The following is a 25146-nucleotide window of genomic DNA, read 5'->3' on the forward strand; positions in this document are numbered from 1 at the left end:
CTTTTTTTATGTCCACTTTTCTTCCCATTCTGCTTCCTTAAAACCAACAGTCACTGATTCTCCATCTGATATAATAGGCCGCTTCACCAACATTCCATCCGAAGCTAACAGCTTCAATTTCTCTTCATCTGTCATATTCGGCAGGCGTTTTGATAATTCTAATTTACGATACACTTGCCCGCTTATGTTAAAAAATTTCTGGATAGGTAGGCCGCTAATAGTGATGAATTCCCTTAATTCTTCTACTGTTGGAGGATCTTCTGCGATATGACGTTCTTCATAAGATACTCCTTTGTCATTCAAAAATTTTTTCGCCTTTCGACATGTACCGCATTTTGGATATTGAAAAAAAGTTAACATGTTTCGTGTTCCCCCACTACCTGAGCTCTTGAGCCTTTTTGTATGAAATATCTGTTTTTCCTGCTCTCGCATTTGCAACTCTTGCCAAAACAAAGAAAAAATCCGATAAACGATTGAGATAACGACGTATTTCTTCATTTGTTTCTTCCGTCGAACATAGCGTAACTACTCTTCGTTCTGCTCTCCTAGCCACAACTCTACAGAGATGGAGAGCCGTTGACTGAGCTGTTCCACCAGGGACAATAAAGTTAGCAAGCTCAGAACACTCTCTATCATACTGGTCTATTAAATATTCTAAATCATCCACCATTTTTGCCATTACAAGATAAGTTCGGTTTTTCCCAACTTGCGCTAAATCTCCACCAGCATCAAATAACTGATGTTGGATAATCGCCAAATCTTTTCTCATATCCGAATAAAGGTCTTCTTGCAACCTCACAATAGCTTCCCCAATGAACGCATTTAACTCATCGATCGTACCATATGCTTCCACTCGCAGATTATCTTTTCGTCTTCTTTCCCCTATTAATCCTGTTTCTCCTTGATCTCCTGTTCGGGTATAAATTTTCACGAAGACTCTCCTTTCAATAAAATTTGTGGTACTTTCTTCACTGGATGCTCCAAGATAATTGGTTCAATACCATAAGTTTGTTTTACATTGTCTAACGTGAGGATTTCTGTTACCTCTCCCCCATCGATTAATTTGCCATCTCGTAGCAATAAGCAACGATCACTATATAGACTTGCTAAATTCAAATCGTGTAAGACAGAAATAATGGTGGTTTTGTTCCTTTTTTGCCACTTTTTCAGAAGATCAAAAAATGCTAGTTGATAGTATACATCTAAATAAGTTGTCGGTTCATCAAGCAGCAGAATTTCCGGCTGTTGTGCTAATGCTAATGCCATAGAAACTCTTTGCCGTTCTCCTCCACTTAACTGACTCATCTGTCGATGACGCAATGAAATAGTTTCCGTGAATACCATCGCCTCTTCTACTACTTGCATATCCTGTTTTTGTAACCACGGTAAACGAGACGTTTGATGCGGATAACGGCCCATCTGGACAATCTCTTCCACCGTATTCGGCATATCAGGCAGTGCTTCCTGCGTTAAAAAAGCCATGATTTTTGCTTTTTCTTTTTCTGCATATTGATAAATATCTTTCCCTTTTATTTCAATCTTACCAGAGTCAATTTTACTACTTCCTGCTAGGCAAGATAATAATGTACTTTTCCCACTGCCGTTTGGTCCTAAGATACTAACCCATTCGTTTGGTTCTATCAGTATGTCTACCCGATCTAAAACGGTTTGCGACCCGAAAATCTTTGATATCTCTTTTGCATGTATAATCATTTGATCACCTTAATGTGGAAGCAGTAGTTTTTTTCAAGAGGATTGCAAAAATAGGCGCTCCCAAGCAAGCTGTTACAACCCCAACTGGTATTTCTCTAGATTCAAATAATACACGAGACAAGGCATCACTTCCGACTAAAAATACGGCACCAACTAAAAACGAGTATGGCAACAAATAACGATGATCCGAAGTACGAATTAACATTCTCACAAAGTGAGGAATAATCAACCCAACAAAACCAATCATCCCAGAAACGGAAACAGCAATCGATGTAATCAAAGATGCGATAATCAAAAGAATAAGACGAGTCCGATATACAGATACGCCTATATGAGCAGCAGGACGTGTACCTAATAAAAAAATATTCAACTCCGGACTCTTAAGCCATACGAAAATACTCCCAATCAGACTTACAGGGAGCACCAACAGTACATGATCCCAGTCCCGAAGGGTGAAACTGCCCATCAACCAATATTGTATTCTAGCTAGTTCTGCTTGGGATATGGAGAGCAAAAATGTGAGAATAGCAGCAAAGAAAGCATTTACGACTACTCCTGACAAGAGCAATGTTTGCACCTGAAAATGGGAACGTGACAACAATAAAACACAAGTTAGAGCGAGTAAAGCTCCTATGAAAGAAAAAATCGGAATTTGCCACTCCTGAAGCAATGCAGCACCAAAACCCCCTGTAATAGCAATAACGCTGCCCACAGCTGATCCAGAAGATACTCCCAAAATATAGGGGTCAGCTAACGGATTTCGTAATAAAGATTGATAAATGACTCCTGCTAATGCCAATGAACCTCCTACTAATGCTGCAATACATACTCGTGGAAAACGAATCTTCCAGATAATTGCATTAATGGCAGGATCATTGCTTCCAAATGCAAAGATGGTTTTCCACACTACTACTAATGGAATAGAAGAACTCCCTACTGACAACGCAATACTCAATGTTAGAAAAAGAGTGAGGAGAAAAAATCCTCCCCACCCCATTTTGCCAAATCTTTTCATTTATTTTACCTGACCTGGATAGAACGTTTTTGCAAGTTGGTGGAGCGCTTCAATGATTCTTGGACCAGGCCGGGAAACGATATTCGGATCGATTGCAGTTATTTTTTTCTCTTTTACCGCATTTATGGCATTCCATCCTGCCCGGTTACGAATAGCAGAAGTATCTCCATACATGGAAACAATCACATCTGGGTTCCAAGTCACTACCTGTTCTGACGGCACTTGGGGCCAACCATTTAAATTTTTCGCTACATTGTCTCCACCTGCAATCGTAACTAATTCATTTAACAGTGTGCCTTTTCCAGCAGTGTACAGAGATGGATCAGACTCCAGCCATACTTTTACAGGTTTGTCCTTTTTCGCTTTCGCTACTTCCTGGAACACTTGTAATTTCTCTGCTTCCATGTTCCCAATTAATTGATCTGACTGATGTAATTGATTGGTGACCTGTCCTGCTAAATCAATCGATTGATAAACCCCTTTGATCGAATTTGCATCTAAAACAAACACCGTCAATCCTAGTTTTTTTAATTTATCAATTGTCTCTTGTCCATTTAATGCAGATGCAAAAATGATATCAGGTTTAAGTGCCACAACCTTCTCTGCATTTATCGTCATGTCTCCTACTTTTGGCAGGTTTTTTACTTCTTTTGGATAATCATCATTCGTTGTTACTCCTACAACCTTCTTACCAGCACCAATGGCAAATAAAATTTCTGTATCGCTGGGAACCAAGGAGACAATACGTTCAGGAATTTTAGAAATCGTTACTTTGTTTCCTGCTTGATCCTTAAGAGTCAGTGGATAGTGAACATCCCCAGGATCTACAGGAGAATCTTCATTAGACAGGTTTACAGATTGGCAACCTATGAGACTAAATACAAATAACAATAACGCAAAGCTCCAAGCAAACTTTTTCATCTTTTCCTCCTCAAACTTATATGACTTTCTGGGAGGATACATGCGAAGTAGTCGCATCTCCTTTATCCCGAAGGAGAACGAAACAAAAAAAATAGGCAGGTATCCTGACTCAGGGGTCTACAGCTTCTAGAACCTTCCCATCACCATTTTTATCAATGGTTAAGCATTATGCTTATAAATGACAGTGGTCTCTCACTAGTCGCCTCATCCATCACAGTGGCGGGACCGTGCTGGATTCACACCAGCTTCCCTTTTTTAAAACACCTATTTTTGTACTTATCGTTCACTTCATTATACACAAAAAGATCACAAAAAAGCAGGTACTCTCTTATGTGAACTACCATTTCATCTGTTTTTCTACACCATGTTTATATCGCCGAAAATGTTTTCTATGCTCCATACAGATGACAATCCCAAGGCAAACTATGGTAGCCCAAATCGCGATATGCGCCGCAAATACTAGTCCCAAAATAATAACCGCAGCTACAGTGAGATAAGTAGAGAGAAAATAATATCTAGTGACTAAGAGACTAATAGCAAAAACGATAATACCAAGCAAAATCAAAATCGGACTTAAAACCAAAGTAGCACCTGAGGCAACAGCAAGGGTATTGCATTTGAGAGAATACATAGAGGTGATGACAGCAAGTATAGACGCCAAATATGCAGCTGCCCATCCACCAAGCAAATAAGCTAAATAAGTAATACATATCCCTTTTCCTAAATCCAATAACCAATACGTGATAACTGAAATAGAATAATGACGTGGATGAAACACAACAAATTTGGAGACTGGCAAAAGTATGATAGCGATAGCAAGCAAACTAGTAAGAATAATCATGTCTTAACATCCTGTCCTTTTTTGGTAGACAAGTGAAAATAAATTTTATCTTATTCGCAAAGCGAGACTAGGAGCATAAGTGCAACTAAGCCTCTGTCTACGTCTTGAACGGCAAGACACATCGGCAAGTTTTCTTTACAACTTTATGAGAAAAATAGAAACTTAGAACACAAAAACAGACCAGTTTAACTGGTCTGTTTTCTTAAATCTTATTGTCCACCATTTTTACGATTTCCACTGTTTCCACCAAAGATATTTCCACCATCATTTGTGGAGTTCGTTCCATTGTCTGTTGTTGTTCCATTTGTTTGGCCGCCGTTGTTAAGCCCGCTGCCATTAGCATTGTTTTGGCCGCTGTTGGCATTTCCATTATTTTCTTGCGGAGTACAACCTGCTGGTTGACCATTCTCATCACAAGTTTGTTGCGAATTGTCTTGTTGTTTGGCTTTTACTTTCACTTGCAGTGCTCCAGATGCTTTTTGGGCTGCTGCTTGATCTGTGGCTTGAGTATCAGTCGCAATTACTTTGTAGTAATAAGATTTCTCGTTGTCACTGCTGCCGAATATACCACCAACGCCACCGGGCTGCTGCACACTTGTATCGGTAAAGGAGTTACCACTTACGTTGGTTTGAAGATCTGTAAAGTTCACTCCATCTTCTGAACGTTGAATCGTGTAGACGACTCTGCTATCTTGTTGTTGCCAACTTAGCTGAATACTGTTGTTATCTGCATTATAACTTCCAGATAAGTTTGGTGTTTGCAATTGGAATGGTGGTACTGGATCTTTTACACCATCCGGTTTCTGGAAGTCTTTTGCTTGGGTTCCTTCCAGTGTGTGTTTCATAATGTAATTGAACACTTTAGCTGGCATCGAACCACCAGTAATTTGTGCATTTCCTTTTACACCATCTACTACATCGTTAAAGACATTGACAGCAAGCACCAGATCAGGAGTATACCCGACAAACCATCCTGCATCTTCTTTACTGATCGTACCTGTTTTACCAGCTACCTGTCTTCCCAATTTAATCGCACTATGTGCGGTACCATGTGGATTTTCCACAACATCACGCATCATATTGGTCATATACCATGCAGTAGTTGGAGACAACACTTTCGATGGATTTCCTTTTGCATCAATTTCTTGTCCATCTTTTGGCTGCACATCACTACCGTTTTTGTCCACAATCTTGATAATCGTATGAGCAGTCGCCATCTCACCGTTGTTAGGGAAGGAGGTATAGGCTTGTGCCATACTGACTGAGCTCACACCATGAGTCAATCCACCGAGTGCGAGAGCCGCTGGTGCTTTATCAGCATCTACTAAAGGCAGTTTAAATTTATCTTTTGCATATGAAAATGCATTGTTCAATCCTACATCTTCCATCAACATTTTTACAGTAACAACGTTAATGGAATCATAAACAACTTCATCCATCGTAACATCTCCTGCGAAACTATTAGAGAAGTTTTTCGGGCTCCAGCTTCCAACTTTATAAGGAGCATCCACAAATGGAGTATACTGATTAAATCCTTTTTCTTCTACAGCAGGTGAAAATACAGTAAGAGGTTTAATGGAAGAACCAGGTTGCACTTTTTGACGAGCACGATTCAGGCTTCCCGGTTTATAATTACGTCCTCCACCAATCGCTTTGATCAGTCCAGTGTGAGGATCAATCATAGTCACCCCTGAATCTACTTGACCTTCATAACTCTTCTTCCCTTTAAATAAGGAATCTGTTTTTAAAGCTTCTTCTACTACTTGTTGGGCATGTATGTCTATACCGGTAATAATCTTGTAACCATTTGAATTTAAGTCTTCACTACTTAAATTATAACGGTCTTCAATTTCTTTCATTACTTGGTTTGTATAAGCTTGGTATTTGCCTCGTTTACTAAACTTAGCCAAGTACTCCTCATTGGTTCCTAAAGGCAGCTTTTGCAATTTTACTTTTTCCGCTTCTGTAATAAGAGGTGGAAGTTCATTGCTCTCCGCCATCTTCATTAATACCACATTTCTACGTTCGATTGCTTTTTTCACACCCTCTGAACCGCGGTATGGGTTATAGGTAGAAGGTGCTTTTGGAAGTCCAGCTAAAAAAGCGATCTCTTGTGGTTCAAGTTTATCTTTTTTTAAATCTTTCCCAAAATAAATCTTTGCTGCCATCTCAATTCCTGCTACTTGGTTTCCAAAGTCGATATAATTAAGATATGTCTCTAAAATTTCATCTTTGCTATATTGACGCTCAATATTGAGAGCTGCTCCAATTTCTTTTAATTTCCGTGTGTAGGTTTTTTGTCTATCTTTCAATAGTACGTTACGAGCAACCTGCATGGTGATGGTACCACCACCTTCTCCTTTACCGAGAGAAACGACGTTTTTCAACGTTGCACGAGCTAATCCATACCAGTCCACACCAGAATGCTGATAGAAACGTTGATCCTCTACTTTTACAAATGCTTTTGGGAGATCTGGATTTAACCTTTTTAAATCTTTCATAGAGATATATTCTCGATACACGCTCCCAATACGACCAATCTGTTTTCCATTGTTATCAAAAACACTTGTTGAAAAATCTAATTTATTTAATTCACCAATTTTATAAACGTTTGCTGACATCATTACAGCTGAACAACCGCCTATGATCAATAGAAGTGTTGTAAGCCCGACTAAAATAAACCACTTTTTATTAAAAAATCGACTATATTTCCCTTTCTTTCCGTTCTTCCCGGACATTTGACTCACTCGGGAACCTAATCTTTCTGTACGCGTTCTTGGCTGAAATGATTGTTGATTATTACGTCGTTGATTATTGCGGCGTTGAAAATCATCCATCCAACTTACCTCCTATAAAACTTCTTCCACACAACTCATTCGCGTATTTTATTTGGAAATTATTAATTTCCATTTCAATTCATATTAAATTATAAAATTACGACCAAAACTTATGCCCATTTTGGCATGATAACATTATAACGCAAAGATAAATTTTTGGGACGTTTCTACACAAAAAATATTACAGTAATGTTACGATAATTCGCTAAGATTAGTCGTTTTCCCTCTAATGGATAATATTAGCTCTCTGAGTCGTTGTCAATGAAGAAAACCTTCCTAATATAACCAGTAACATATTTATATGGTTTGTCCTCACAAAAAAGAGCCAAATATTATTTGGCTCACCTTACTGGTTAAATATTTGAATCCATTTTATTACATCCCCCACCCAATCCGGTATATAAGGATTTTGCAACCACTGAACTGCATCTCCAAAAAAGTAGGCAATAATACCAATCCCTGCAATGGACAATACAAGAAAAATTACAATCACGATAATGAGACATCCTACGATAGTACCGATCAAAGTAATACCTCCTTAGGAAACTCGTAATTGTTTATTGTATACTACAGTTTTAAGTGTGTGGTGATAAAATCGGTCCAAAACCAGATAAATAAACATTGTCCAACGCCACCTATAAAACCAGTGATCATCCGAAGAGTGTTGTTACTTTCTCTCCATTTTAACAATTGTGTATAACCATCAATAAACATAGGTAATTGAAAAAGGATACCAAGAATTAAAAAGTATATATTTTTATGAATGAAAGCGAAAATAGGCAATAAAATATAGGAAGCGTAAATCGCGGTGCATCTCGCACATAGTGGAAATTGCTTGCCTTTAAAGAAAAGAGAGCGATCAGCTCGACGATGACAAGGAATTTTATAAAGCAGTTGTGTAAATTTCATTTATCAATCACATCCACAATCATTGCAAAAATCACAAGTGTCACAAGTATTTTCAACAGCTTCCCCAGTTTTACTATGCTTATGTTTATGTTTTTTGCGGCGACGATCACGCCAAAACGAAACAAAAACAGGGACAACCCCAGATAATTCCAATGTTGGGATGCCAGATAAAATATATCCTCCTGTAACAAGCTGAAGGCCACTCAGGGTTAGAATAAAAAAGCTGATAGTAGTAAGAATAAACAAAATTTTATTCCCCTCTCATGTAAAACAAATTTCAAAAGGGCCTTCACATCTATTAATCACAGCCACAATCACAGTCACCAAGGTCAAAACAACTCAAATCTCCAAAGTTGTCGAGACATTCACAACTATCACAGATACTACTTCCATCATCTCCACTTTCGTCATCATCGCTATGCCTTTTATAACGTCGACTACTCCAAAATGAAGAAAGAAGAGGAACTAATCCAGATACCGCTAAGGCCGGAACTCCAGAAATGACATATCCACCTGCAACAAGTTGTATGCCACTTAAAACAGAGATAAAAAAACTAATAATAGCTAAAAAAAACAATTTACCCCTCCTTTTATTTATAACATATAAATTTTAATTATTCCATGAAATCATTATACTATATTTGTAAATGAAATATAAAAAAACATCCTCCATTGGATGTTTTCACTAATATACAACACCGGTCCTCTTATGTGTTTTCTCTAGTCTTTTCTTAGGAATATCAAAAAAACTCTTATCATAATGCTTGATAAATCCTTTATTTGGATCAATATAACCAGACCCCCATGTAGGGTCCATCACCAACCAATCTCCATTTATCTTAGCTTCTACCCAAGCATGATTTTGACTATTGGCGACACCTTCTATAAATCGCGAAGGAATATCCAGCGATCGAAGCAAAGATATTGTTAAGAATACATAGTCCTGACAAACACCTCTTTTTAGCTTTAACGATTTTATCCCACCATCATCCCAAGCAAAACTATTTTCCTCAAATTTGCCCACATCATAGTTCATCGTCTTAGCTACATAGCGGTAAATCAACTTCGCTCGTTCATAATCCGAACTTGCAGCCATCGTTATTTTTTTGGCAAGCTTGCGAATTTTAGGATTATCTGGTTCAATCCCTCTGCTCGGTAATAAATCGCGTTTATCATCTTTGGCAAAACTAGATACTTGAAATTTGGCCACCATAAAAAACCGAAAATAATCTCTCTGTTGTTTTGTGATTTCTGGTACGTAAACGATCACATCGTAGTCACCAGCACCAAATCGCAAAGGTATTCTGCTATCAAAAGAAAAATGTTTAATAGGTACAAAGTATGTTGCCAATAGACCATCTTTTTTTGTTTGTATGATGAGATGCGTTGTCTCTTTTGCTTGTTCTGCATGAGAATCCAAGTAACCTTTGACTTGGTAAGAATATTCCCCTTGACCACCTCCAACGATAGGAGTAGTAAGATGAATTCCTCGTTGTTCATACATCACGGAGTACTGGACAGGAGAATGACTATCCCTTGTCCGATTATAGACGTAAAATTTAGCTCCAGACAGAAAGTAATTTGTTCTGTTTTCATCAGGCAGTAATATTTCAATCTGATGAACGCCTTCACCATACAACAAAGGTACTGTTTCTTGGAAAGTAGCTTGTTTGGAAATAGTAATAACCCTCTGCCATTTTTTGTTCCCTTTCATCACTTGCAACAACACCTGTTTTTTCGCCAAACGCTTATCCACTTTACCACGCAAAAAAAGAGAATCTTTACTGGATTGATAACCTTTTGTTGGGTTAAATATTGTAAGTCCTGTTTCTTTTGCCAACAAAGTATAGGTCACATCTGCTTGTATTTCAGGATTTTGTTTCGTTACATCAAACTGTGAAAAAAGATAATAAGAACGAGTTTTTTCACTTCCAGGAGCAAAAATTTTCACATGGTAATCGCCAATACCAGCAAATAATCGGATAAACTCTGAAAATTTCCCATGTTTAATTTCGGTGTAATATTCGAAAGTCTTTGAAAGTGAATTTTGCTCGCCTTCATAGCTGACTTGAATCCACATATATTTCCCAGTATGTCGTTGATATTGTTTGACAAAACCCTCTACTTCCACAGTATTATCCACACTAGAATCATTGTATTTGGGTGAGAGTATTTGTCCGCCTAATTGCTTGCCAAATGATGTGAGGATAATAGGGCTTTTTTCTAAACCTGTGTAAAATTGTTGTTCTATCGTACTCAGATCAGATAACCTGTTACTACAGCCTACTAATGTAAGTAGGGTGAGAACGAAAAGGACGATACGTTTCACCTTGTCTATCCTACCTTTCTAGACCACAAGCCATTCACCAGTTTATCCCTTTCCATATCTATCTGCCTAAACCCTTTTTCAACACAAAAAAAAGAGAATTGTTGGCCATTGCCATCAACTCTCTCATACAAAACACCAAAGATCAAAATTGAGAAAAACAATCATCTTCATCAGTATACATGGAATAGAGGGCAATTGTAAATGAATGATTGAACAAAGCTCCCATTACGCTAAAATCCTAACAATTCCTCACGAAGAAATGCTAGCTAAGAAAGCTTTCTCATCTAAAATCGTAATGCCTAAATCTCGCGCCTTTGTCAATTTAGAGCCTGCTTTCTCACCTGCTAGCAGATAATTGGTTTTTTTACTGACACTATTTGTTACTTGTGCCCCTAGCTGTTCAAGTCTTTCTGCTGCTTCTTGTCGTGTCATACTATCAAGCGACCCTGTAATCACAAACACTTTTCCAGCAAAAGGATGTTCTGTTTCACTAGTTCGCACTTTAGGACCCGTGTAGGACATATTGACATTTGCTTTTTCCAGCCTATTTAACAGCTCTTTTACTTCAGGTTTAGCAAAATAAGTGACTATACTGCTCGCCATTTTCGGTCCTACTTCTTCCACAGCTAAAAGGTCATCTTCTGTGGCCTCTACAATCGCATCCATTGTTTCAAAATGTTGCGCGATCATTTTTGCTCCTTTGGAGCCAACAAAGCGGATACCAAGACCAAATAGCAGACGTTCTAATGAATTTGCTTTGCTTTTTTCAATCGAAGCGAGAATATTACCAACCGATTTAGCTCCCATCCTCGGCAGTGCCAGTAAATCGTTTTCCTGCAAATAATAAAGATCTGCTACAGAAGAAACAAGTTTATGTTCAAATAGTTGAATGACTACTTTTTCTCCTAGACGTTCCATATTCATTGCTACACGAGAAACAAAGTGAATAATACCTTCCCTGATCTGGGCAGCGCACGCTGGATTGATACATCGCAGGGCAACTTCTTCTTCTAATCTTACAAGTTCACTATCACATTCTGGACAGTGTGTAGGCATGTGAAAAGCAGTTTCCTGCCCTGTGCGCTCAGACGTGATAACTTTCACAACTTCAGGAATAATGTCCCCAGCTTTTTTGACCACTACATGGTCTCCGAGTAATAATCCCTTTTCCCGAATAATATCTTCATTGTGCAAAGATGCTCTTTTCACTGTCGTACCAGCCAGAACTACAGGATGTAAAATAGCAGTTGGCGTGATAACTCCCGTACGTCCAACACGCAACTCAATATCTTCTAGTATAGAAACAGCCTCTTCAGCAGGAAATTTGTAAGCAATTGCCCAACGCGGGCTTTTTGCAGTAAATCCGAGTGTTCTACGCAAAGCATACTCATCTACTTTAATCACGATTCCATCGATCTCATAGCCTAAATTGCTTCGTTCTAGCTGCCAATTCTCAATATAACTCCAAACTTCATCGATATTTTGTGCAGCTTTCCATTCGGGATTTACTTTTAATCCGAGTTTCCTGATGGACTGCAATGTTTCTTGGTGTGTTGCAAATGTTTCTGCGGATTCACCATCCATTCCATAAATAAATAAATCAAGAGCACGTTCTGCGGCTAGTTTTGGGTCTAATTGGCGAAGGGAACCAGCTGCTGCATTTCTTGGATTGGCAAAGAGGGGTTCACCCTTCTCTGCACGTTGGTTATTGATTCGTTCAAATTCTTTCTTTGGTAAATATGCTTCTCCACGCACTTCTAAAGTGAGGGGTTCTGCTAATTTTAAAGGAAGAGAACGAATGGTTTTGACATTTTGAGTGATATTCTCCCCTATTTGTCCATCGCCTCTTGTTGCCCCCAGCATATATACCCCGTCTTCAAAGCGAACAGAAACCGCTAAGCCATCTATTTTCAACTCACATACATAAGTAATCTGATCTAATCCTGTCGCCTTTTTGATACGCCCATCAAACTCGATTAACTCTTCCCGATTAAAAGCATTGCCAAGTGATAGCATCTGCGTTGTATGCTCTACTTTTTCAAAATAAGGCAGTGGCTCTGCTCCCACCCGTTGTGTTGGTGAATCTGCTGTTTGCAACTCTGGAAACTCTGCTTCCAATTGAATCAATGCTCGCATCAACTGATCGTACTCTGCATCCGAGATGATCGGGTCATCCAGCACATAATACCGTCTATTATGCTCCAATAGTTGTTGATGCAATGATTCTACCCGTTCTTTGGCATCAGCAAAATTCATAAAAAATCCTCCCTACACTTTTTCAATCGGGGCAAATTGAGCGAGTAATTTTTTCACCCCAACCGGAGCTGGAAATGCAATATTTAGCTCCTCGCCATCTACCTTGACAACTGTTCCTAATCCCCATTTCTTGTGATTTACTTGATCGCCTACCGTCCAAGTTCCGATAGGTCGCGGGGTCGGACGATTTATTACTCTTTTTTGTACTTTAGGATTTGTCTTTCCTACTTCTAGTAATAGATCAGGAGAGATTTCCGATAAAAATCGAGAAGCGGTATTCATACTTGTAAACCCATATAAAGTACGAGTTCTTGCTCTTGAAAGGTATAACATTTCTTCAGCTCTAGTAACTGCAACATAAGCAAGTCTGCGTTCTTCTTCCATTTCCACTTCATCTTCTAATGAACGACTGTGTGGGAAAATATTCTCTTCCATTCCGACAATAAATACATGTGGAAACTCTAACCCTTTTGCACTATGGACTGTCATCAATGATACGCTGTCCGTCTCTATCGGTTCATTATCTACTTCTGCCACTAAAGCTAGTTCTGTAAGCAATGACAGAATACTCTTATCTTCATTTCTTTTTTCAAATTCCTTTGCAACGGAGAGAAACTCATCGATATTTTCCAATCTGGCCTGTGCTTCGATCGTCTTGTCTTTTTTATACTCTTCTCGATACTGCGAACGAGATAAAATCTCTTCTGTCATCTCAACAGCCGACAAATAGTCAGCCATGCCATGAAATGCTTGAATCATCTGGACAAACCCAGTAAGTGAATCTTTCACCCTTTTGGTCAGATCGATATAGTCTACTTCCAGTATGGCCGAAAAAAGAGAAACTCCTTCGCCTGCGGCATATGCTCGTATCTTGTCCATCGTTGTAGCACCAATACCACGCCTTGGCACATTAATAATTCTTTCCAAACTGATATCATCATGTGGATTAACAACGACACGGAGATAAGCCAAAATATCTTTAATTTCTTTTCGCTCATAAAACTTAATCCCACCAACTACTTGATAGGGAACATTCGCTTTTAGTAAAAATTCCTCTAGTACACGCGACTGGGCATTGGTTCGATACAATATCGCAAAATCTTGGTAGGTTTTATTTTCTTTGCTCAGTCTCGCAATCGTATCTACGATAAAATAAGCTTCTTCTTGCTCATTTTCAGCAATAAATAGGGAAATTCTTTCTCCTTCTGTTTTATCTGTCCATAAATTTTTGGGTCTGCGTTCTGTATTATTGGCGATAATTTGGTTAGCCACTTCTAAAATATGTTTAGTAGAACGATAGTTTTGTTCTAACTTGATCACTTTCGCATCAGGGTAATCTTGTTCAAAGCGAAGGATATTTTGGATATCCGCACCACGAAAACGATAGATAGATTGATCCGAGTCACCAACCACACAAATATTTTTATGACCTTCTGCTAATAATTTCATCAACATATACTGGGCGTGGTTTGTATCTTGGTATTCATCAACATGAATATATTGAAATTTCTTTTGATAATAGTCCAAAACCTCAGGAACCTGTTGGAATAATCGAACCGTAACCATCAAAAGATCGTCAAAATCAAGGGACTCATTGGTTCGCAGCTTTTGCTGATATCGTTCATATACTTGTGCAGCGATTTGCTCCATAAAACTTGAAGCAGTTGATCGATACATATCCACATCGATCAATTGGTTTTTCGCTTGGCTGATCTGAAAGAGTAAGCTGCGAGGTTCAAATTTCTTTGGGTCCATATTTTCTTCTTTTAAAATCTGTTTGATCACCGATAACTGATCGGAAGTATCGAGGATGGTAAAACTATTTGCATATCCAATCCGGTCAATATCCCTCCGTAAAATACGTACACACATCGAGTGGAAAGTAGATACCCATATATCTTGAGCGACGGAACCGATCAGTTTAGCGATCCTCTCTTTCATCTCTCTTGCTGCTTTATTGGTAAAAGTTATCGCCAATATATTCCAAGGATGAATTCGTTTCTCCCCCAATAAATACGCAACACGGTGAGTAAGCACCCTTGTTTTTCCGCTTCCTGCCCCTGCAATGATTTGCAATGGACCATCTGTTGTGAGCACAGCTTGTCTCTGTTCATCATTTAAACCTTCTAAAGAAATCGTTGTCGATTGCACCTAACTTTCTCCTCTCTTTTTTGTCGATTTTACCCATTTCACTGTATGTATTGCTTGTACTACATCTTCATAGATGAGATTCCCAACTACTACCATATCTGCCCATGTCGCCATCTCCTCAGCCTGTTTTTGGCTTCTTATACCACCACCGTAACATAGACGAGTGTGACGCAAAACAGCCGATACTTCTTGGACGATATCTACTCGACCATACGTTCCGCTATATTCTACATAAAAAATGGGAATTTGCAACCATTCTGCCATCTGAGCATAAGCGATTACATCTTCAATTTGTAAATTTGTGTTCGCATTTGTCCTTTTTGCCACTTTTGCTTCTGAATTTAACACGACATAAGCTTCTAGTAAGACTTTATCCCAAGGAACAAAAGAACCAAATGCTTTTATGGTCTGATGATGTATCCCCAAAATCCATTTTGCTTCATCTGTATTTAACACAGAGGGAGTAAAGTAACCTTGGAAACCAGGTACGAATGAAGTAGGCGTGGATATCTCCTGAAAACAGGGGATTGCATAATTTCGCAGTTGAGATAGGAGAACAGCTGTGTTTTGAAACGTAACCCCGTCTGTCCCTCCAACTAATATCGCATCCGTACCTGATGTCGCAAGCATCTGTATCGCTTTTTCTGAAATCGGTTTAGCAGGGTCTAATTTAAATACATGTCGAAGTGCTTTTACTCGCTCTCGTAACATCTCAAAAACCTCCGCTATCATTATACACTCTTAAACAAACAAAAAAGCGACTAAAAAAGTCGCCTTTTGTTCTTATGCCTTTCCTTCTATACGGTCTAATGCCAAATGATAACCGTCCATGCCGTAGGCAAGACATCTTTTCACTCTTGATATAGTTGCAGTACTTGCCCCTGTCTCTTTCTCAATTTGTGTATATGTACTTCCATTTCGCAGCATCTTTGCTACTTCTAATCGTTGGGATAGTGATTTCACTTCTCCAACGGTACACAAATCTTCAAAAAATAAATAACATTCATCCATCGACTTTAAATTTAAGATAGCTTGGAACAATTGCTCCACTTCTCTTCTGCTCAATTTATCAAGCTGCATATGGGTCCTCCCGCTTCCGTTCAACATGTTTGCTTGCATTTATTCGTGGAATGCAAATAAAACCTTTCCACAAATATTATCAGATTTTTGAATTTATCGCACGGCTACCAAAAATGCATTTACAAAAACAAAACATAGTGATTCACTTGGAATTATTTATTTCCTCCATTTTATACTATTTAAAAAGACAGCGCCCCTCTCTCCTTCGCATCGACTGCTTAAGAGAAAGGGGCGGGCCGCTGTCACACATATTTATTTTATTTGATCGGGACAGCGGCAAAGTACTCATATGGCCACAAATCCTCGGCTCCTCTACCTTCTCGAAGAGCGGGAAAAAGGAGATCCATTGATCGTACCTGTGTTTTATGTGTGTACATCACATCGTAGATGATACCCCAGTACTTCTCGACAGATACCCGGTACCTTGCGGGGAGATCATCATGCACGACATTGACTACACCGCAGTGGTCTTTGATTACACGATGGAACAGCTGTGTCTCTCCTGAATACTGGAACACAGCTTCAGTGGTGCATTGGCTGACCGCCATGTGATCCGGATGGTATGTCAAACCAGATGGGGGGAAAGTAACCACCTTATCAGGGCGTTCCTGCTCCAGAACCTCAAGAATATCTTTTTGAAGAAGTTCCTTCTGGAAATTCAGCTTTCCATCCCCAAAATCCCGGACAATTACCTTACTCACTCCCAGAAGATTCGCCACGCGACTCAATTCGCGGGAGCGTACCTCCGCCAGCTCATCTGGAGAGATTTCCTCCCCAAAAGCTTTTCGATAACCCGAGATACCACCCTCTCCTAAGGTAGCGTAGTAAAGTACTACGCGTTCACCAAGCGCTACGAGATGAGCGATGGTACCAGGACCAACTGCAATCTCATCATCTGGATGAGCGAGCGTGACTAACGTGGTAGACACCATTATCCTCTCTATTCACGGTTCTTACCTCTTATAAATAATACTTTATTCCGATTTAAAAGTAAATAAATACGATTCGATTAGTCGGATTTAAAGGTAGTTATCTCTCTGTATTTGATTTGAATTGGTTTCTATCGTAAATGTAAACATAATGAACTGTGATTAAATAAGGTGATTTTCTTTCTATCTTTGCCTGATTTTTTCCACTTATCTCTGACCATTAAGTCTCCACCCCCATCGTAATAGTTTCCACTGTCTGTTCAAGATAATCAAAAATATGCAATTTGATTAAACTATTTACAAGTTATTTGTGTTGTATCATACATATCTTAATAATCGGAAAATGGTATAATGAATACGGGACTAGTCCCACAGAAGATTCCACCTCAAGAAAAAGAGAAGAGGATGAGTCTGCTCGGCACGATCATGCTGGAAAGGCTGGGGGTCCCCCCCACTTCCCCGGCAAGAGGAAAACATCAGTCCGTCAACGGTCAGACCTGCCCGGATGTCTTCGAGATTCCGGGTCTGACCCTTGGCCAGTTCCTGCAGGAAACCGAGGATGCCACCGCAACCCCGGCGACCTGACCCGACAGTGGACAACGCACCTGCCGTGGCTGTGATGGGTACCTATGTGTCCCCCGGACAACTCGAAAACCTCCCCAAAGAGGTCTTCGAATACATGGGTCCCGATGCCATCATCGTCGTTGTCCCCAGGACAGTCCTTGTACATGCCATGAGAGACGCCGAAGCTAAGGCTAAGGCGGAAAAATCTCAGGAAGGTTCATAAGGACAATCTCCTCGCCCCCCTCCTGCCAGTGGCAAGAGGGGGGCGAGCCAGTAAATTTGAATTACAATAAGCAAAAACTTTTTGATACATTTGTGGATCTAGCAAGAATCCCCATTAAGAAAACCATTTTCTTTAGACTAGAATCCTTGCTTAATGATGAAATTTTATTTAACCTTTCCAGATAGGATAAACACATTCACCCTATTAACCTTCTTCCACTTTCCCTCATTCCTGCAACCTACATACAAACTAATATTACAGAAACAATTATGCCGTTTTTCCATCTGCTCTATTTTATGTTAATATGTCTGGTGAAGGAGATGATAGTCTTGCAAACAGGTCAAATTCTACTTGAAAACGGCGCAAAGATTGAGTTTGAACTTTATCCAGAAGCTGCACCGAATACAGTAGCAAACTTTAAAAAATTAGCAGATGAAGGTTTCTACAATGGACTTACTTTCCACCGAGTCATCCCGGGTTTTGTAAGCCAAGGAGGATGCCCTCAGGGAACCGGGTTTGGCGGAGCTGGATATACCATTAAATGTGAAACTGAAGGAAACCCTCATCAACATGTACCTGGCGCATTATCGATGGCTCATGCAGGGAAAGATACAGGCTCCTCTCAATTCTTTCTCGTTCATGAAAATCAAGCCCACTTAGATGGTGTACATACGGTTTTTGGAAAGGTTACTTCTGGCTTGGAACATGTATTAAACATGAAACAAGGAGAAAAAATGCAAGAAGTGCAAGTCTCGGAACAGAAATAATCAATAAAAAGAGGCTTCTTTAGGGAAGCCTCTTTTTAACTTTCACTCACTTATGGGGGTTATGATTATATTTACTTATGGGCTTATCTTTATTATTCTCATCTGTGTTTTTGCCTTGATTGCTACCTTCCAGCTCGGAAGAACGCAAAACAAACAACATAATCAACGCTATGACCAAAGTAGAAAAAACACATTGATTCTACTTAGCATTATCTATCTGATCGCAATCATACTTGGTGTCGTCTTTGTCTACTACTTCATACTTGCAAAGTAAACAGACCAACCACTTCTATATGGCTTGTATGAGGGAACATATCAACAGGCTGTACTTCTTGCAAGTGATACCCATGTTCACTCAAATATTTGGCATCTCGGGCAAAAGTAGCGGGATTACAAGAAACATAAACAATCCGCTCGGGTTGGATTTTCGATGCTGCCTCCAAAAAGGCCTCTTCACAACCTTTTCGCGGCGGGTCGACGACGATTACATCGGCATACCAACCCTCTCCTTGCCACTTGGGAAGAATTTCTTCTGCTTTTCCCAATTCAAAGTGAGCATTTTTTATTTTATTAAGGGCTGCATTTTGTTTTGCATCTTCGATCGCAGCAGGGACAATTTCCATTCCATATACTTTTCTTGCTTTATCCGCTAAATACAAAGATATAGACCCAATACCACAATAAGCATCTATCAAAATTTCTCTTCCAGTGAGATTCGCATAGGTTTTTGCTTGCTCATATAATACTTCTGTCTGTGTAGGGTTGACTTGAAAAAACGAATGGGGTGAAATCGCAAAACGAATTTTGCCAATGGTATCATAGATAACAGGCATCCCCCACAGCAACTTATTTTCTTTGCCCAAAATAACATTCGTACGAGCAGTGTTAATGTTTTGTTGGATGGAAGTAATAACTGGAAAAGAACGTCTTAACTCCGAAATCAACGTTTCTTTGTGAGGCAGTTTCACCCCATTTGTCACAAGTACTACCATCAATTCATCTGTATGAACCCCTTGACGAAGAAGAACATGCCGAAGAATCCCTGTATGTGTCGTTTCATCATAGATTGGAATACGTAATGTTTCCACTAGTGTTTTTATTTTTTTGGTTAATTCTGTTTGCAATTCATTTTGGATAAAACATGTTTCCATATCGACCACTTGATGAGTACCGAGTTGGTAAAAACCAGCTACCACTTTTCCATCTTTTGTTGAAAAGGGAATCTGCACTTTGTTGCGATAGCTCCATGGATTCTCCATTCCTTTAACTGGATGAATCGTTACATCCTGTAGTAAACCTATTCGCTCCAATTGATCGACTACTTGCTGATGCTTTAACTTTAATTCTTCTGTATAGGATATATGTTGCAACTGACAACCACCACAACTGTCAAAATGAGGACAGATCGGCTCGATGCGCTCGGGATGAGCAGTAAGTACCTCTAACAGTTCCCCTTCTGCAAATGTCTTTTTCACTTTCGTAATCCGGATTTTAACCTGTTCTCCTGGCAGTGCTCCACTGATGAACACAGCAAAACCTTCATATCTACCCACACCTGTCCCACTGTGTCCAAATCCATGAACCTTACATTCAATTATTTGTCCTTTTTGCACAGGTGGCTTTTGTTTCATCATTTACTCCCCTAAGCGGATAAATTTTCTTTTGCTACTGCTTCAATCCATTTTGATACGTTTGGATGAGGTAAATATGCTTTACCATCATACTTATAAGATAACCCTTCTACACGAGCTGGTATTTTCTTCCTTGTAAAATACCCTTCGCTCAAAAATAAAGGTAATAAAACAACTGTATTCTCTTTGCTTTCCTCTTCGAGACTCGCTCGCAATGTGTCAGGCAGCGTAAAAGCATACGATATGGATTTAGCATCTATTTTATCTTGCAATTGACTTGCAATTTTATCTGCTACTTTTTCCCATTCTGCTTGAAACCAAGGTAAGTCGCTTCCATGACCTACTAAGAGGATTTTTTCATTTAAAGTATTTGTTGACAATGCATGAATGCGTTCAGCCAATATATCTACAATATAAGGATGATCATTCATTGGAGCTAACAGCCGAATAGAAGCTCGGTGCCTAATCGGCTCCTCATCCATTGGTATACGAGGATTTTGCTCCAATCCCAAAAGGTAGCGAATTTCTTCAATATGAGTGCTCCCAGAAGAGACAAATAGCGGGATAGCTACTATTTCTGTCACACCTAAACGCTCTAGATGAAGTATTCCATCTTCGATTGTTCGATTTTCTACCATTTCCAGAAAGCTAGCAACAACAGGTACATCCAGCTGCACCAGATTTATACATGCATCTACTTGTTCGACCCAATTCCTACTGCTAGAACCGTGCGAAATAACAAGGACACCTTGTTTCTTCATTCTTCATTGTCCTCCCGCTGATCGATTTTCATCTGTTGATAAGACAACCAAGTATTAATAGCGAAAAAGATATGTACAATACCCATTCCGATATAAGCAATTCCTAACATACTAATAGAAAATAACCCTGTTCCTATATATACAAGACATAATAATAAATACGCTTTATGCGAGAAAGGCTGTCCTCTTCTCTCCATCAAACGAAACAACGGCTGCAAAGACAGAATAAAAAATAAGATGGCAATTAGCGAATTTACTGATAGAAGATAAATACCAATTAAAGTAAATAAAAAATATGCCAACAACCTCTTCTCCCCAGTCTCCCCATATGGGACAGAATACCTACATATGACAGCAGATCTTATAACATCTCTTCACTTATGAGAAAGATTATTTAATAAGAACCATTATAATAAAATTTTCCCCAGAAAAAAACTCGTCCCATCTGGGACAAGCTTATGGGATCAAGTTCTTTGGACTTACTTTTATTGATTTACTTCTTGACGGATCAATTGGTTTACTAGTTGTGGGTTCGCTTTTCCTTTGGTAGCTTTCATCACTTGTCCAACCAAAAATCCTAGTACTTTATCACGACCGCTTTTTAACTCTTCTACGATTTTTGGGTTTGCATTCAATACTTCGACAACAGCTGTTTTGATCGCACCTTCATCACTAATCTGTACCCAGCCTTTTTCTTCCACGATCGCTGCCGGTTTTTTTCCAGTTGCCAGCATTTCTTTTAGGACGTCTTTTGCTATCTTGCTACTTATTGTTCCTTTTTGAATCAGAGTAATCATCTCAGCCAGATGTACAGAAGTTAGTGGTGTATCTTTCAATTCCAGTCCCTGATTATTGAGATAACCGAGCACCTCCGACAGTAACCAGTTGGCAGCTAGCTTGGGATCTGCTCCTTTTGCTGCTGTATCCTCAAAAAAGTCTGCTAAAGCACGAGTGGAAGTAAGTACTCCAGCATCATAAGCAGGTAAACCAAACTCAGACTTGTATCTAGCTACTCGTTTGTCCGGCAGCTCTGGAAGCTCAGCGAAAATAGCTTTCTTCCATTTTTCATCAATGCGCAGACGCACGAGATCAGGTTCTGGAAAATAACGATAATCATGAGCTTCTTCTTTGGAACGCATGATTTTGATCGTATTTTGTTCCTCTGACCAGCGCAATGTTTGTTGGATGACTTTTTCCCCATCATCCAAGACTTCTGCTTGGCGAACTTCTTCAAACTCCAAAGCACGTTCCACATTTCGGAAGGAGTTTAAGTTTTTTAACTCGGTTTTGGTACCAAATTTTTCTTCACCAACTGGACGCAAGCTGATATTTGCATCACAACGCAAGGAGCCTTCTTCCATTTTCACATCGGAGACATCTGTATATTGAATGATAGACTTAATCTTTTCCAAATAAGCTTTTGCTTCTTTAGGAGAACGCAAATCCGGTTCAGATACAATCTCGATCAGCGGAACACCAACACGGTTGAAATCGACCAATGAATCGTCTCCATCGTGATTTAACTTCCCTGCATCTTCTTCTAAGTGGAGACGTGTAATGCCAATTCGTTTTGTTTCTCCATCTACTTCGATATCAATCCACCCATGTTCACCGATCGGCTTATCAAACTGCGAGATTTGATACGCTTTTGGTGAATCAGGATAGAAGTAATTTTTTCGGTCAAACTTTGTATCTTCGGCAACTTGACAGTTGAGAGCCATTGCAGCTTTCATCGCAAAGTTTACCGCTTGTTTATTGAGTACTGGCAATACGCCCGGGTGTCCAAGACAGATGGGACAAGTTTGTGTATTTGCTGGTGCACCAAAGGAAGTAGAACATCCACAAAAGATTTTTGTATTGGTAGCAAGTTCTACGTGTACTTCTAATCCGATTACTGTTTCATATTTGCTCATGCTCTCACTCCCCCTAACGCAGGCATTTCAAGACGGCCAGCCGCTTGCTCATACGCATGAGCAACGCGAAGCACAGTCTCTTCTGCAAAAGCCTTTCCGATGATTTGCAGCCCTACAGGCAGACCTTGTGCTAATCCAGCAGGCACACTGATAGCGGGTAGTCCAGCTAAATTCATCGGAATGGTGCATAGGTCATCCATATACATGGTCAACGGATCAGAAATTTTTTCTCCAATGCGATACGCTGTTGTCGGGACAGTTGGTCCTACGATAACGTCGTGTTCTGCGAAGATGTTATCAAAGTCTTGTTTGATCAAGGTACGAGCTTTTTGTGCTTTTAAATAATAAGCATCATAGTAACCGGAACTTAGTGCGTATGTACCTAACATAATACGGCGTTTAACTTCTGCACCAAATCCTTGGCTTCTCGTTTGCTCATATATATCGAGCAAATTTTTCCCTTGGCGGACACCATAGCGAATTCCATCAAAACGAGCAAGGTTAGAAGAGGCTTCTGCTGGTGCAAGTATGTAATAAGTAGCAACTGCATATTCCAAATTTGGGAGCGATACTTCCGAAATATGTGCACCGAGTTTTTCGAGTTGTTTTACCGCTTTTTCAATCTGCTCTTTAACCCCAGGGTCAATCCCCTCACCGAGCATCTCACGAGGAACGGCTACTTTTAATCCTTTGATTTCACCGGTTAAAGCGGATAAATAATCAGGAACTTCTTTGTTGACCGAAGTAGAATCCAACTCATCATAACCGGAAATGGTTTGCAGTACATATGCTGCATCTTCTACTGTTTGCGTAATTGGTCCAACTTGATCCAAAGAAGATGCAAAAGCGACCAAACCAAAGCGAGAAATACGACCATAGGTAGGCTTTAAGCCAACAATTCCACAAAAAGCAGCAGGTTGACGAATCGAACCTCCTGTATCTGATCCAAGAGCAAATGTCACTGCACCAGAGGCAACCGCAGCGGCTGAACCACCACTAGACCCTCCGGGAACACGGGTTGTATCCCATGGATTTTTCACTGGATAAAAGCCAGAATTTTCATTGGATGATCCCATTGCAAACTCATCCATATTGGTTTTCCCCATGATAATAGCGTCAGAAGCGAGTAATTTCTCCACTGCTGTCGCGTTGTAAATCGGTTGGTAATTGGCTAACAATTGACTTGCACAAGTAGTGATGATTCCTTCTGTAACCAAGTTGTCTTTTACTCCAGCAGGAATAGCGGCAAGTAAACCGCGTTCAGAAGTTGCAGACAATTTTTGCTCTAACTTCTTTGCTGCTTCTCTTGCACCTTCTTCATTGATCGCGAGAAAAGCACCGATTTCCGGTTGAACTTCTTTGATCTTTGTTAAAGACTCTTCTACTACTTCAGTTACTTTACGTTCTTTTTTTGCTAATTGACGATGTATTTCACGTATGGACAAACTATTTCCTCCTATTCTTCAAACACCGCAGGAACACGGAAAAGACCATCTTTTTGATCAGGCGCGTTCAGCAATACTTTTGCTCTATCGAGTGATGGCTTGACAACGTCTTCTCTCATCACATTCGTAACGGGATAAACGTGGCTGGTAGGCTCCACATTCTCCGTATCTAATTCATTTAATTTCTCCGCAAACTGGAGAATATCGTTTAATTGACTTGTAAACTGTGTTTTTTCTTCTTCTGACAACGACAATCGAGCAAGTTTCGCCACATGCTCCACTTGCGCACGATTAATACTCATATCCGTTCACCCCAATATGTAAACATTGCCTCCAGTATAGCATAAGCAATAGTTAGATTTATAGTTTTGGTACCAGGTTATTTCATGTTGTTTTCCAAAAAGCAAATTACATTTATTCATTTTTCTATTATTTCTTTTTATTCCCACTTTTATTAGAATGATACTAAGTCCACACTCGAACAATGAGGTTCAGCTATGAGGACACAGTCGGAGGTAGTAGAGACCCTACTTACCCAAGTCATCGAGACGGTAAGAACCGCCAACCCCCACAAGGGACAGGTAACACTCCGTCACTCTGTCGTCATCGCGTTTGCGAGTTGCCCAAGGGAGCTCTTCTTCACTCTGTTGAAACAGACAGAGCGTGAGCAAATCCAATTGGATCTATTCCGCTTGATCTGGGCACACATCGTGCCAACGGGGCAGGACGTGATTCCTGTGTCGGTGGTTTCCGCAATTGAGGCGTATGATGATCCCAATAACGGTGATCTCACCATCGCACGCACAAAGATCACCGAAGAACTCCAAAAGTTGCGCAAACAAACATGAAGCTCTCCGAGTG

General features: G+C 39.8%; 27 protein-coding genes and 1 riboswitch. Of the genes, 3 read left to right on the forward strand and 24 right to left on the reverse strand.

Going from position 1 to position 25146, the window contains the following annotated elements:
* Positions 1-6 precede the first annotated feature (6 nt).
* The 17 genes from AC5WOE_RS03520 to AC5WOE_RS03600 form a co-directional block, all read right to left on the reverse strand.
* The gene (locus AC5WOE_RS03520; RefSeq protein WP_496051920.1) at positions 7-360 is read right to left on the reverse strand and encodes an arsenate reductase family protein; all 354 of its coding nucleotides are present in this window, start codon (positions 358-360) and stop codon (positions 7-9) included.
* Between the two features lie 16 nt (positions 361-376).
* Complete coding sequence (locus tag AC5WOE_RS03525) at positions 377-931, reverse strand: cob(I)yrinic acid a,c-diamide adenosyltransferase (protein WP_496048617.1); 555 nt, start codon at positions 929-931, stop codon at positions 377-379.
* Positions 928-1713 (reverse strand): ABC transporter ATP-binding protein, encoded by a 786-nt coding sequence (locus tag AC5WOE_RS03530; protein WP_496051921.1) that lies wholly within the window; start codon positions 1711-1713, stop codon positions 928-930. Before AC5WOE_RS03530 ends, AC5WOE_RS03525 begins: the two co-directional genes overlap by 4 nt.
* 4 nt (positions 1714-1717) lie before the next feature.
* Entirely contained in the window at positions 1718-2728 is a 1011-nt protein-coding gene (locus AC5WOE_RS03535; protein WP_496051922.1) for a FecCD family ABC transporter permease, read from the reverse strand.
* Positions 2729-3649, reverse strand: a complete 921-nt coding sequence (locus AC5WOE_RS03540) for an ABC transporter substrate-binding protein (protein WP_496048620.1) — start codon at positions 3647-3649, stop codon at positions 2729-2731.
* 77 nt (positions 3650-3726) lie between these two features.
* A riboswitch (cobalamin riboswitch) is annotated at positions 3727-3932 on the reverse strand.
* A 54-nt stretch (positions 3933-3986) separates the two neighbouring features.
* Entirely contained in the window at positions 3987-4490 is a 504-nt protein-coding gene (locus AC5WOE_RS03545) for a glycerol-3-phosphate acyltransferase (protein ID WP_496048621.1), read from the reverse strand.
* 209 nt (positions 4491-4699) lie between these two features.
* Positions 4700-7327: a transglycosylase domain-containing protein gene (locus AC5WOE_RS03550; protein WP_496051923.1), complete on the reverse strand. Its 2628-nt coding sequence runs from the start codon at positions 7325-7327 to the stop codon at positions 4700-4702.
* Positions 7328-7673: 346 nt separating this feature from the next.
* Positions 7674-7853 (reverse strand): hypothetical protein, encoded by a 180-nt coding sequence (locus AC5WOE_RS03555; RefSeq protein WP_496048623.1) that lies wholly within the window; start codon positions 7851-7853, stop codon positions 7674-7676.
* 41 nt (positions 7854-7894) lie between these two features.
* Positions 7895-8236, reverse strand: a complete 342-nt coding sequence (locus AC5WOE_RS03560; RefSeq protein WP_496048624.1) for a DUF2085 domain-containing protein — start codon at positions 8234-8236, stop codon at positions 7895-7897.
* Positions 8237-8239: 3 nt separating this feature from the next.
* On the reverse strand, positions 8240-8482 hold the full coding sequence (locus AC5WOE_RS03565; protein WP_496051924.1) for a hypothetical protein: 243 nt from the start codon (positions 8480-8482) through the stop codon (positions 8240-8242).
* 52 nt (positions 8483-8534) lie between these two features.
* Positions 8535-8813 carry a hypothetical protein gene (locus AC5WOE_RS03570; RefSeq protein ID WP_496051925.1) on the reverse strand — a complete coding sequence of 93 codons (279 nt, stop codon included), beginning with the start codon at positions 8811-8813 and terminating at the stop codon, positions 8535-8537.
* A gap of 108 nt (positions 8814-8921) precedes the next feature.
* Positions 8922-10565 (reverse strand): transglutaminase-like domain-containing protein, encoded by a 1644-nt coding sequence (locus tag AC5WOE_RS03575; RefSeq protein ID WP_496048627.1) that lies wholly within the window; start codon positions 10563-10565, stop codon positions 8922-8924.
* Between the two features lie 249 nt (positions 10566-10814).
* Positions 10815-12821: an NAD-dependent DNA ligase LigA gene (ligA, locus tag AC5WOE_RS03580; protein WP_496051926.1), complete on the reverse strand. Its 2007-nt coding sequence runs from the start codon at positions 12819-12821 to the stop codon at positions 10815-10817.
* A 12-nt stretch (positions 12822-12833) separates the two neighbouring features.
* Positions 12834-14972, reverse strand: a complete 2139-nt coding sequence (gene pcrA / locus AC5WOE_RS03585) for a DNA helicase PcrA (protein WP_496051927.1) — start codon at positions 14970-14972, stop codon at positions 12834-12836.
* Positions 14973-15683 carry a heptaprenylglyceryl phosphate synthase gene (gene pcrB / locus AC5WOE_RS03590; protein ID WP_496048630.1) on the reverse strand — a complete coding sequence of 237 codons (711 nt, stop codon included), beginning with the start codon at positions 15681-15683 and terminating at the stop codon, positions 14973-14975.
* A gap of 72 nt (positions 15684-15755) precedes the next feature.
* Positions 15756-16052 carry a YerC/YecD family TrpR-related protein gene (locus AC5WOE_RS03595; protein ID WP_496048631.1) on the reverse strand — a complete coding sequence of 99 codons (297 nt, stop codon included), beginning with the start codon at positions 16050-16052 and terminating at the stop codon, positions 15756-15758.
* A 257-nt stretch (positions 16053-16309) separates the two neighbouring features.
* Positions 16310-16981: a PIG-L deacetylase family protein gene (locus AC5WOE_RS03600; protein WP_496051928.1), complete on the reverse strand. Its 672-nt coding sequence runs from the start codon at positions 16979-16981 to the stop codon at positions 16310-16312.
* A gap of 405 nt (positions 16982-17386) precedes the next feature.
* On the opposite strand from AC5WOE_RS03600, the gene AC5WOE_RS03605 reads away from it, so the two are divergent.
* The 3 genes from AC5WOE_RS03605 (at position 17387) to AC5WOE_RS03615 (ending at position 18809) form a co-directional block, all read left to right on the forward strand.
* The gene (locus AC5WOE_RS03605; RefSeq protein ID WP_496048633.1) at positions 17387-17566 is read left to right on the forward strand and encodes a hypothetical protein; all 180 of its coding nucleotides are present in this window, start codon (positions 17387-17389) and stop codon (positions 17564-17566) included.
* Positions 17567-18097: 531 nt separating this feature from the next.
* Positions 18098-18535: a peptidylprolyl isomerase gene (locus AC5WOE_RS03610; protein WP_496048634.1), complete on the forward strand. Its 438-nt coding sequence runs from the start codon at positions 18098-18100 to the stop codon at positions 18533-18535.
* Between the two features lie 61 nt (positions 18536-18596).
* Positions 18597-18809 carry a hypothetical protein gene (locus AC5WOE_RS03615; protein ID WP_496048635.1) on the forward strand — a complete coding sequence of 71 codons (213 nt, stop codon included), beginning with the start codon at positions 18597-18599 and terminating at the stop codon, positions 18807-18809.
* Here the strand turns inward: AC5WOE_RS03615 and rlmD are convergent.
* The 7 genes from rlmD to AC5WOE_RS03650 form a co-directional block, all read right to left on the reverse strand.
* Positions 18793-20169 carry a 23S rRNA (uracil(1939)-C(5))-methyltransferase RlmD gene (rlmD, locus tag AC5WOE_RS03620; protein ID WP_496048636.1) on the reverse strand — a complete coding sequence of 459 codons (1377 nt, stop codon included), beginning with the start codon at positions 20167-20169 and terminating at the stop codon, positions 18793-18795. The genes AC5WOE_RS03615 and rlmD overlap by 17 nt on opposite strands.
* Before the next feature lie 8 nt (positions 20170-20177).
* Positions 20178-20927 carry a sirohydrochlorin chelatase gene (locus AC5WOE_RS03625; RefSeq protein WP_496048637.1) on the reverse strand — a complete coding sequence of 250 codons (750 nt, stop codon included), beginning with the start codon at positions 20925-20927 and terminating at the stop codon, positions 20178-20180.
* Complete coding sequence (locus AC5WOE_RS03630; RefSeq protein ID WP_496051929.1) at positions 20924-21229, reverse strand: hypothetical protein; 306 nt, start codon at positions 21227-21229, stop codon at positions 20924-20926. The genes AC5WOE_RS03625 and AC5WOE_RS03630 overlap by 4 nt, the downstream gene beginning before the upstream one ends.
* Before the next feature lie 183 nt (positions 21230-21412).
* Entirely contained in the window at positions 21413-22840 is a 1428-nt protein-coding gene (gene gatB / locus AC5WOE_RS03635) for an Asp-tRNA(Asn)/Glu-tRNA(Gln) amidotransferase subunit GatB (RefSeq protein ID WP_496048639.1), read from the reverse strand.
* Positions 22837-24285 (reverse strand): Asp-tRNA(Asn)/Glu-tRNA(Gln) amidotransferase subunit GatA, encoded by a 1449-nt coding sequence (gene gatA / locus AC5WOE_RS03640; protein WP_496051930.1) that lies wholly within the window; start codon positions 24283-24285, stop codon positions 22837-22839. The genes gatB and gatA overlap by 4 nt, the downstream gene beginning before the upstream one ends.
* 11 nt (positions 24286-24296) lie before the next feature.
* Positions 24297-24587: an Asp-tRNA(Asn)/Glu-tRNA(Gln) amidotransferase subunit GatC gene (gene gatC, locus AC5WOE_RS03645; RefSeq protein ID WP_496048641.1), complete on the reverse strand. Its 291-nt coding sequence runs from the start codon at positions 24585-24587 to the stop codon at positions 24297-24299.
* Positions 24588-24812: 225 nt separating this feature from the next.
* Positions 24813-24962 (reverse strand): hypothetical protein, encoded by a 150-nt coding sequence (locus tag AC5WOE_RS03650; protein ID WP_496048642.1) that lies wholly within the window; start codon positions 24960-24962, stop codon positions 24813-24815.
* Between the last annotated feature and the right edge of the window lie 184 nt (positions 24963-25146).

It is taken from the genome of Shimazuella sp. NTD248, assembly GCF_059510395.1.

Excerpts from the sequence above, each read along its gene's own strand:
- AC5WOE_RS03615 (WP_496048635.1), top strand. The coding sequence starts at position 18,597 with ATGATTATATTTACTTATGGGCTTATCTTTATTATTCTCATCTGTGTT.
- AC5WOE_RS03550 (WP_496051923.1), bottom strand. The coding sequence starts at position 7,327 with ATGGATGATTTTCAACGCCGCAATAATCAACGACGTAATAATCAACAA.
- AC5WOE_RS03560 (WP_496048624.1), bottom strand. The coding sequence starts at position 8,236 with ATGAAATTTACACAACTGCTTTATAAAATTCCTTGTCATCGTCGAGCT.
- AC5WOE_RS03530 (WP_496051921.1), bottom strand. The coding sequence starts at position 1,713 with ATGATTATACATGCAAAAGAGATATCAAAGATTTTCGGGTCGCAAACC.
- pcrB (WP_496048630.1), bottom strand. The coding sequence starts at position 15,683 with ATGTTACGAGAGCGAGTAAAAGCACTTCGACATGTATTTAAATTAGAC.
- AC5WOE_RS03545 (WP_496048621.1), bottom strand. The coding sequence starts at position 4,490 with ATGATTATTCTTACTAGTTTGCTTGCTATCGCTATCATACTTTTGCCA.
- AC5WOE_RS03520 (WP_496051920.1), bottom strand. The coding sequence starts at position 360 with ATGTTAACTTTTTTTCAATATCCAAAATGCGGTACATGTCGAAAGGCG.
- AC5WOE_RS03595 (WP_496048631.1), bottom strand. The coding sequence starts at position 16,052 with ATGCAGCTTGATAAATTGAGCAGAAGAGAAGTGGAGCAATTGTTCCAA.
- ligA (WP_496051926.1), bottom strand. The coding sequence starts at position 12,821 with ATGAATTTTGCTGATGCCAAAGAACGGGTAGAATCATTGCATCAACAA.
- gatC (WP_496048641.1), bottom strand. The coding sequence starts at position 24,587 with ATGAGTATTAATCGTGCGCAAGTGGAGCATGTGGCGAAACTTGCTCGA.
- rlmD (WP_496048636.1), bottom strand. The coding sequence starts at position 20,169 with ATGATGAAACAAAAGCCACCTGTGCAAAAAGGACAAATAATTGAATGT.
- AC5WOE_RS03625 (WP_496048637.1), bottom strand. The coding sequence starts at position 20,927 with ATGAAGAAACAAGGTGTCCTTGTTATTTCGCACGGTTCTAGCAGTAGG.
- gatB (WP_496048639.1), bottom strand. The coding sequence starts at position 22,840 with ATGAGCAAATATGAAACAGTAATCGGATTAGAAGTACACGTAGAACTT.
- AC5WOE_RS03535 (WP_496051922.1), bottom strand. The coding sequence starts at position 2,728 with ATGAAAAGATTTGGCAAAATGGGGTGGGGAGGATTTTTTCTCCTCACT.
- AC5WOE_RS03605 (WP_496048633.1), top strand. The coding sequence starts at position 17,387 with ATGAGTCTGCTCGGCACGATCATGCTGGAAAGGCTGGGGGTCCCCCCC.
- AC5WOE_RS03540 (WP_496048620.1), bottom strand. The coding sequence starts at position 3,649 with ATGAAAAAGTTTGCTTGGAGCTTTGCGTTATTGTTATTTGTATTTAGT.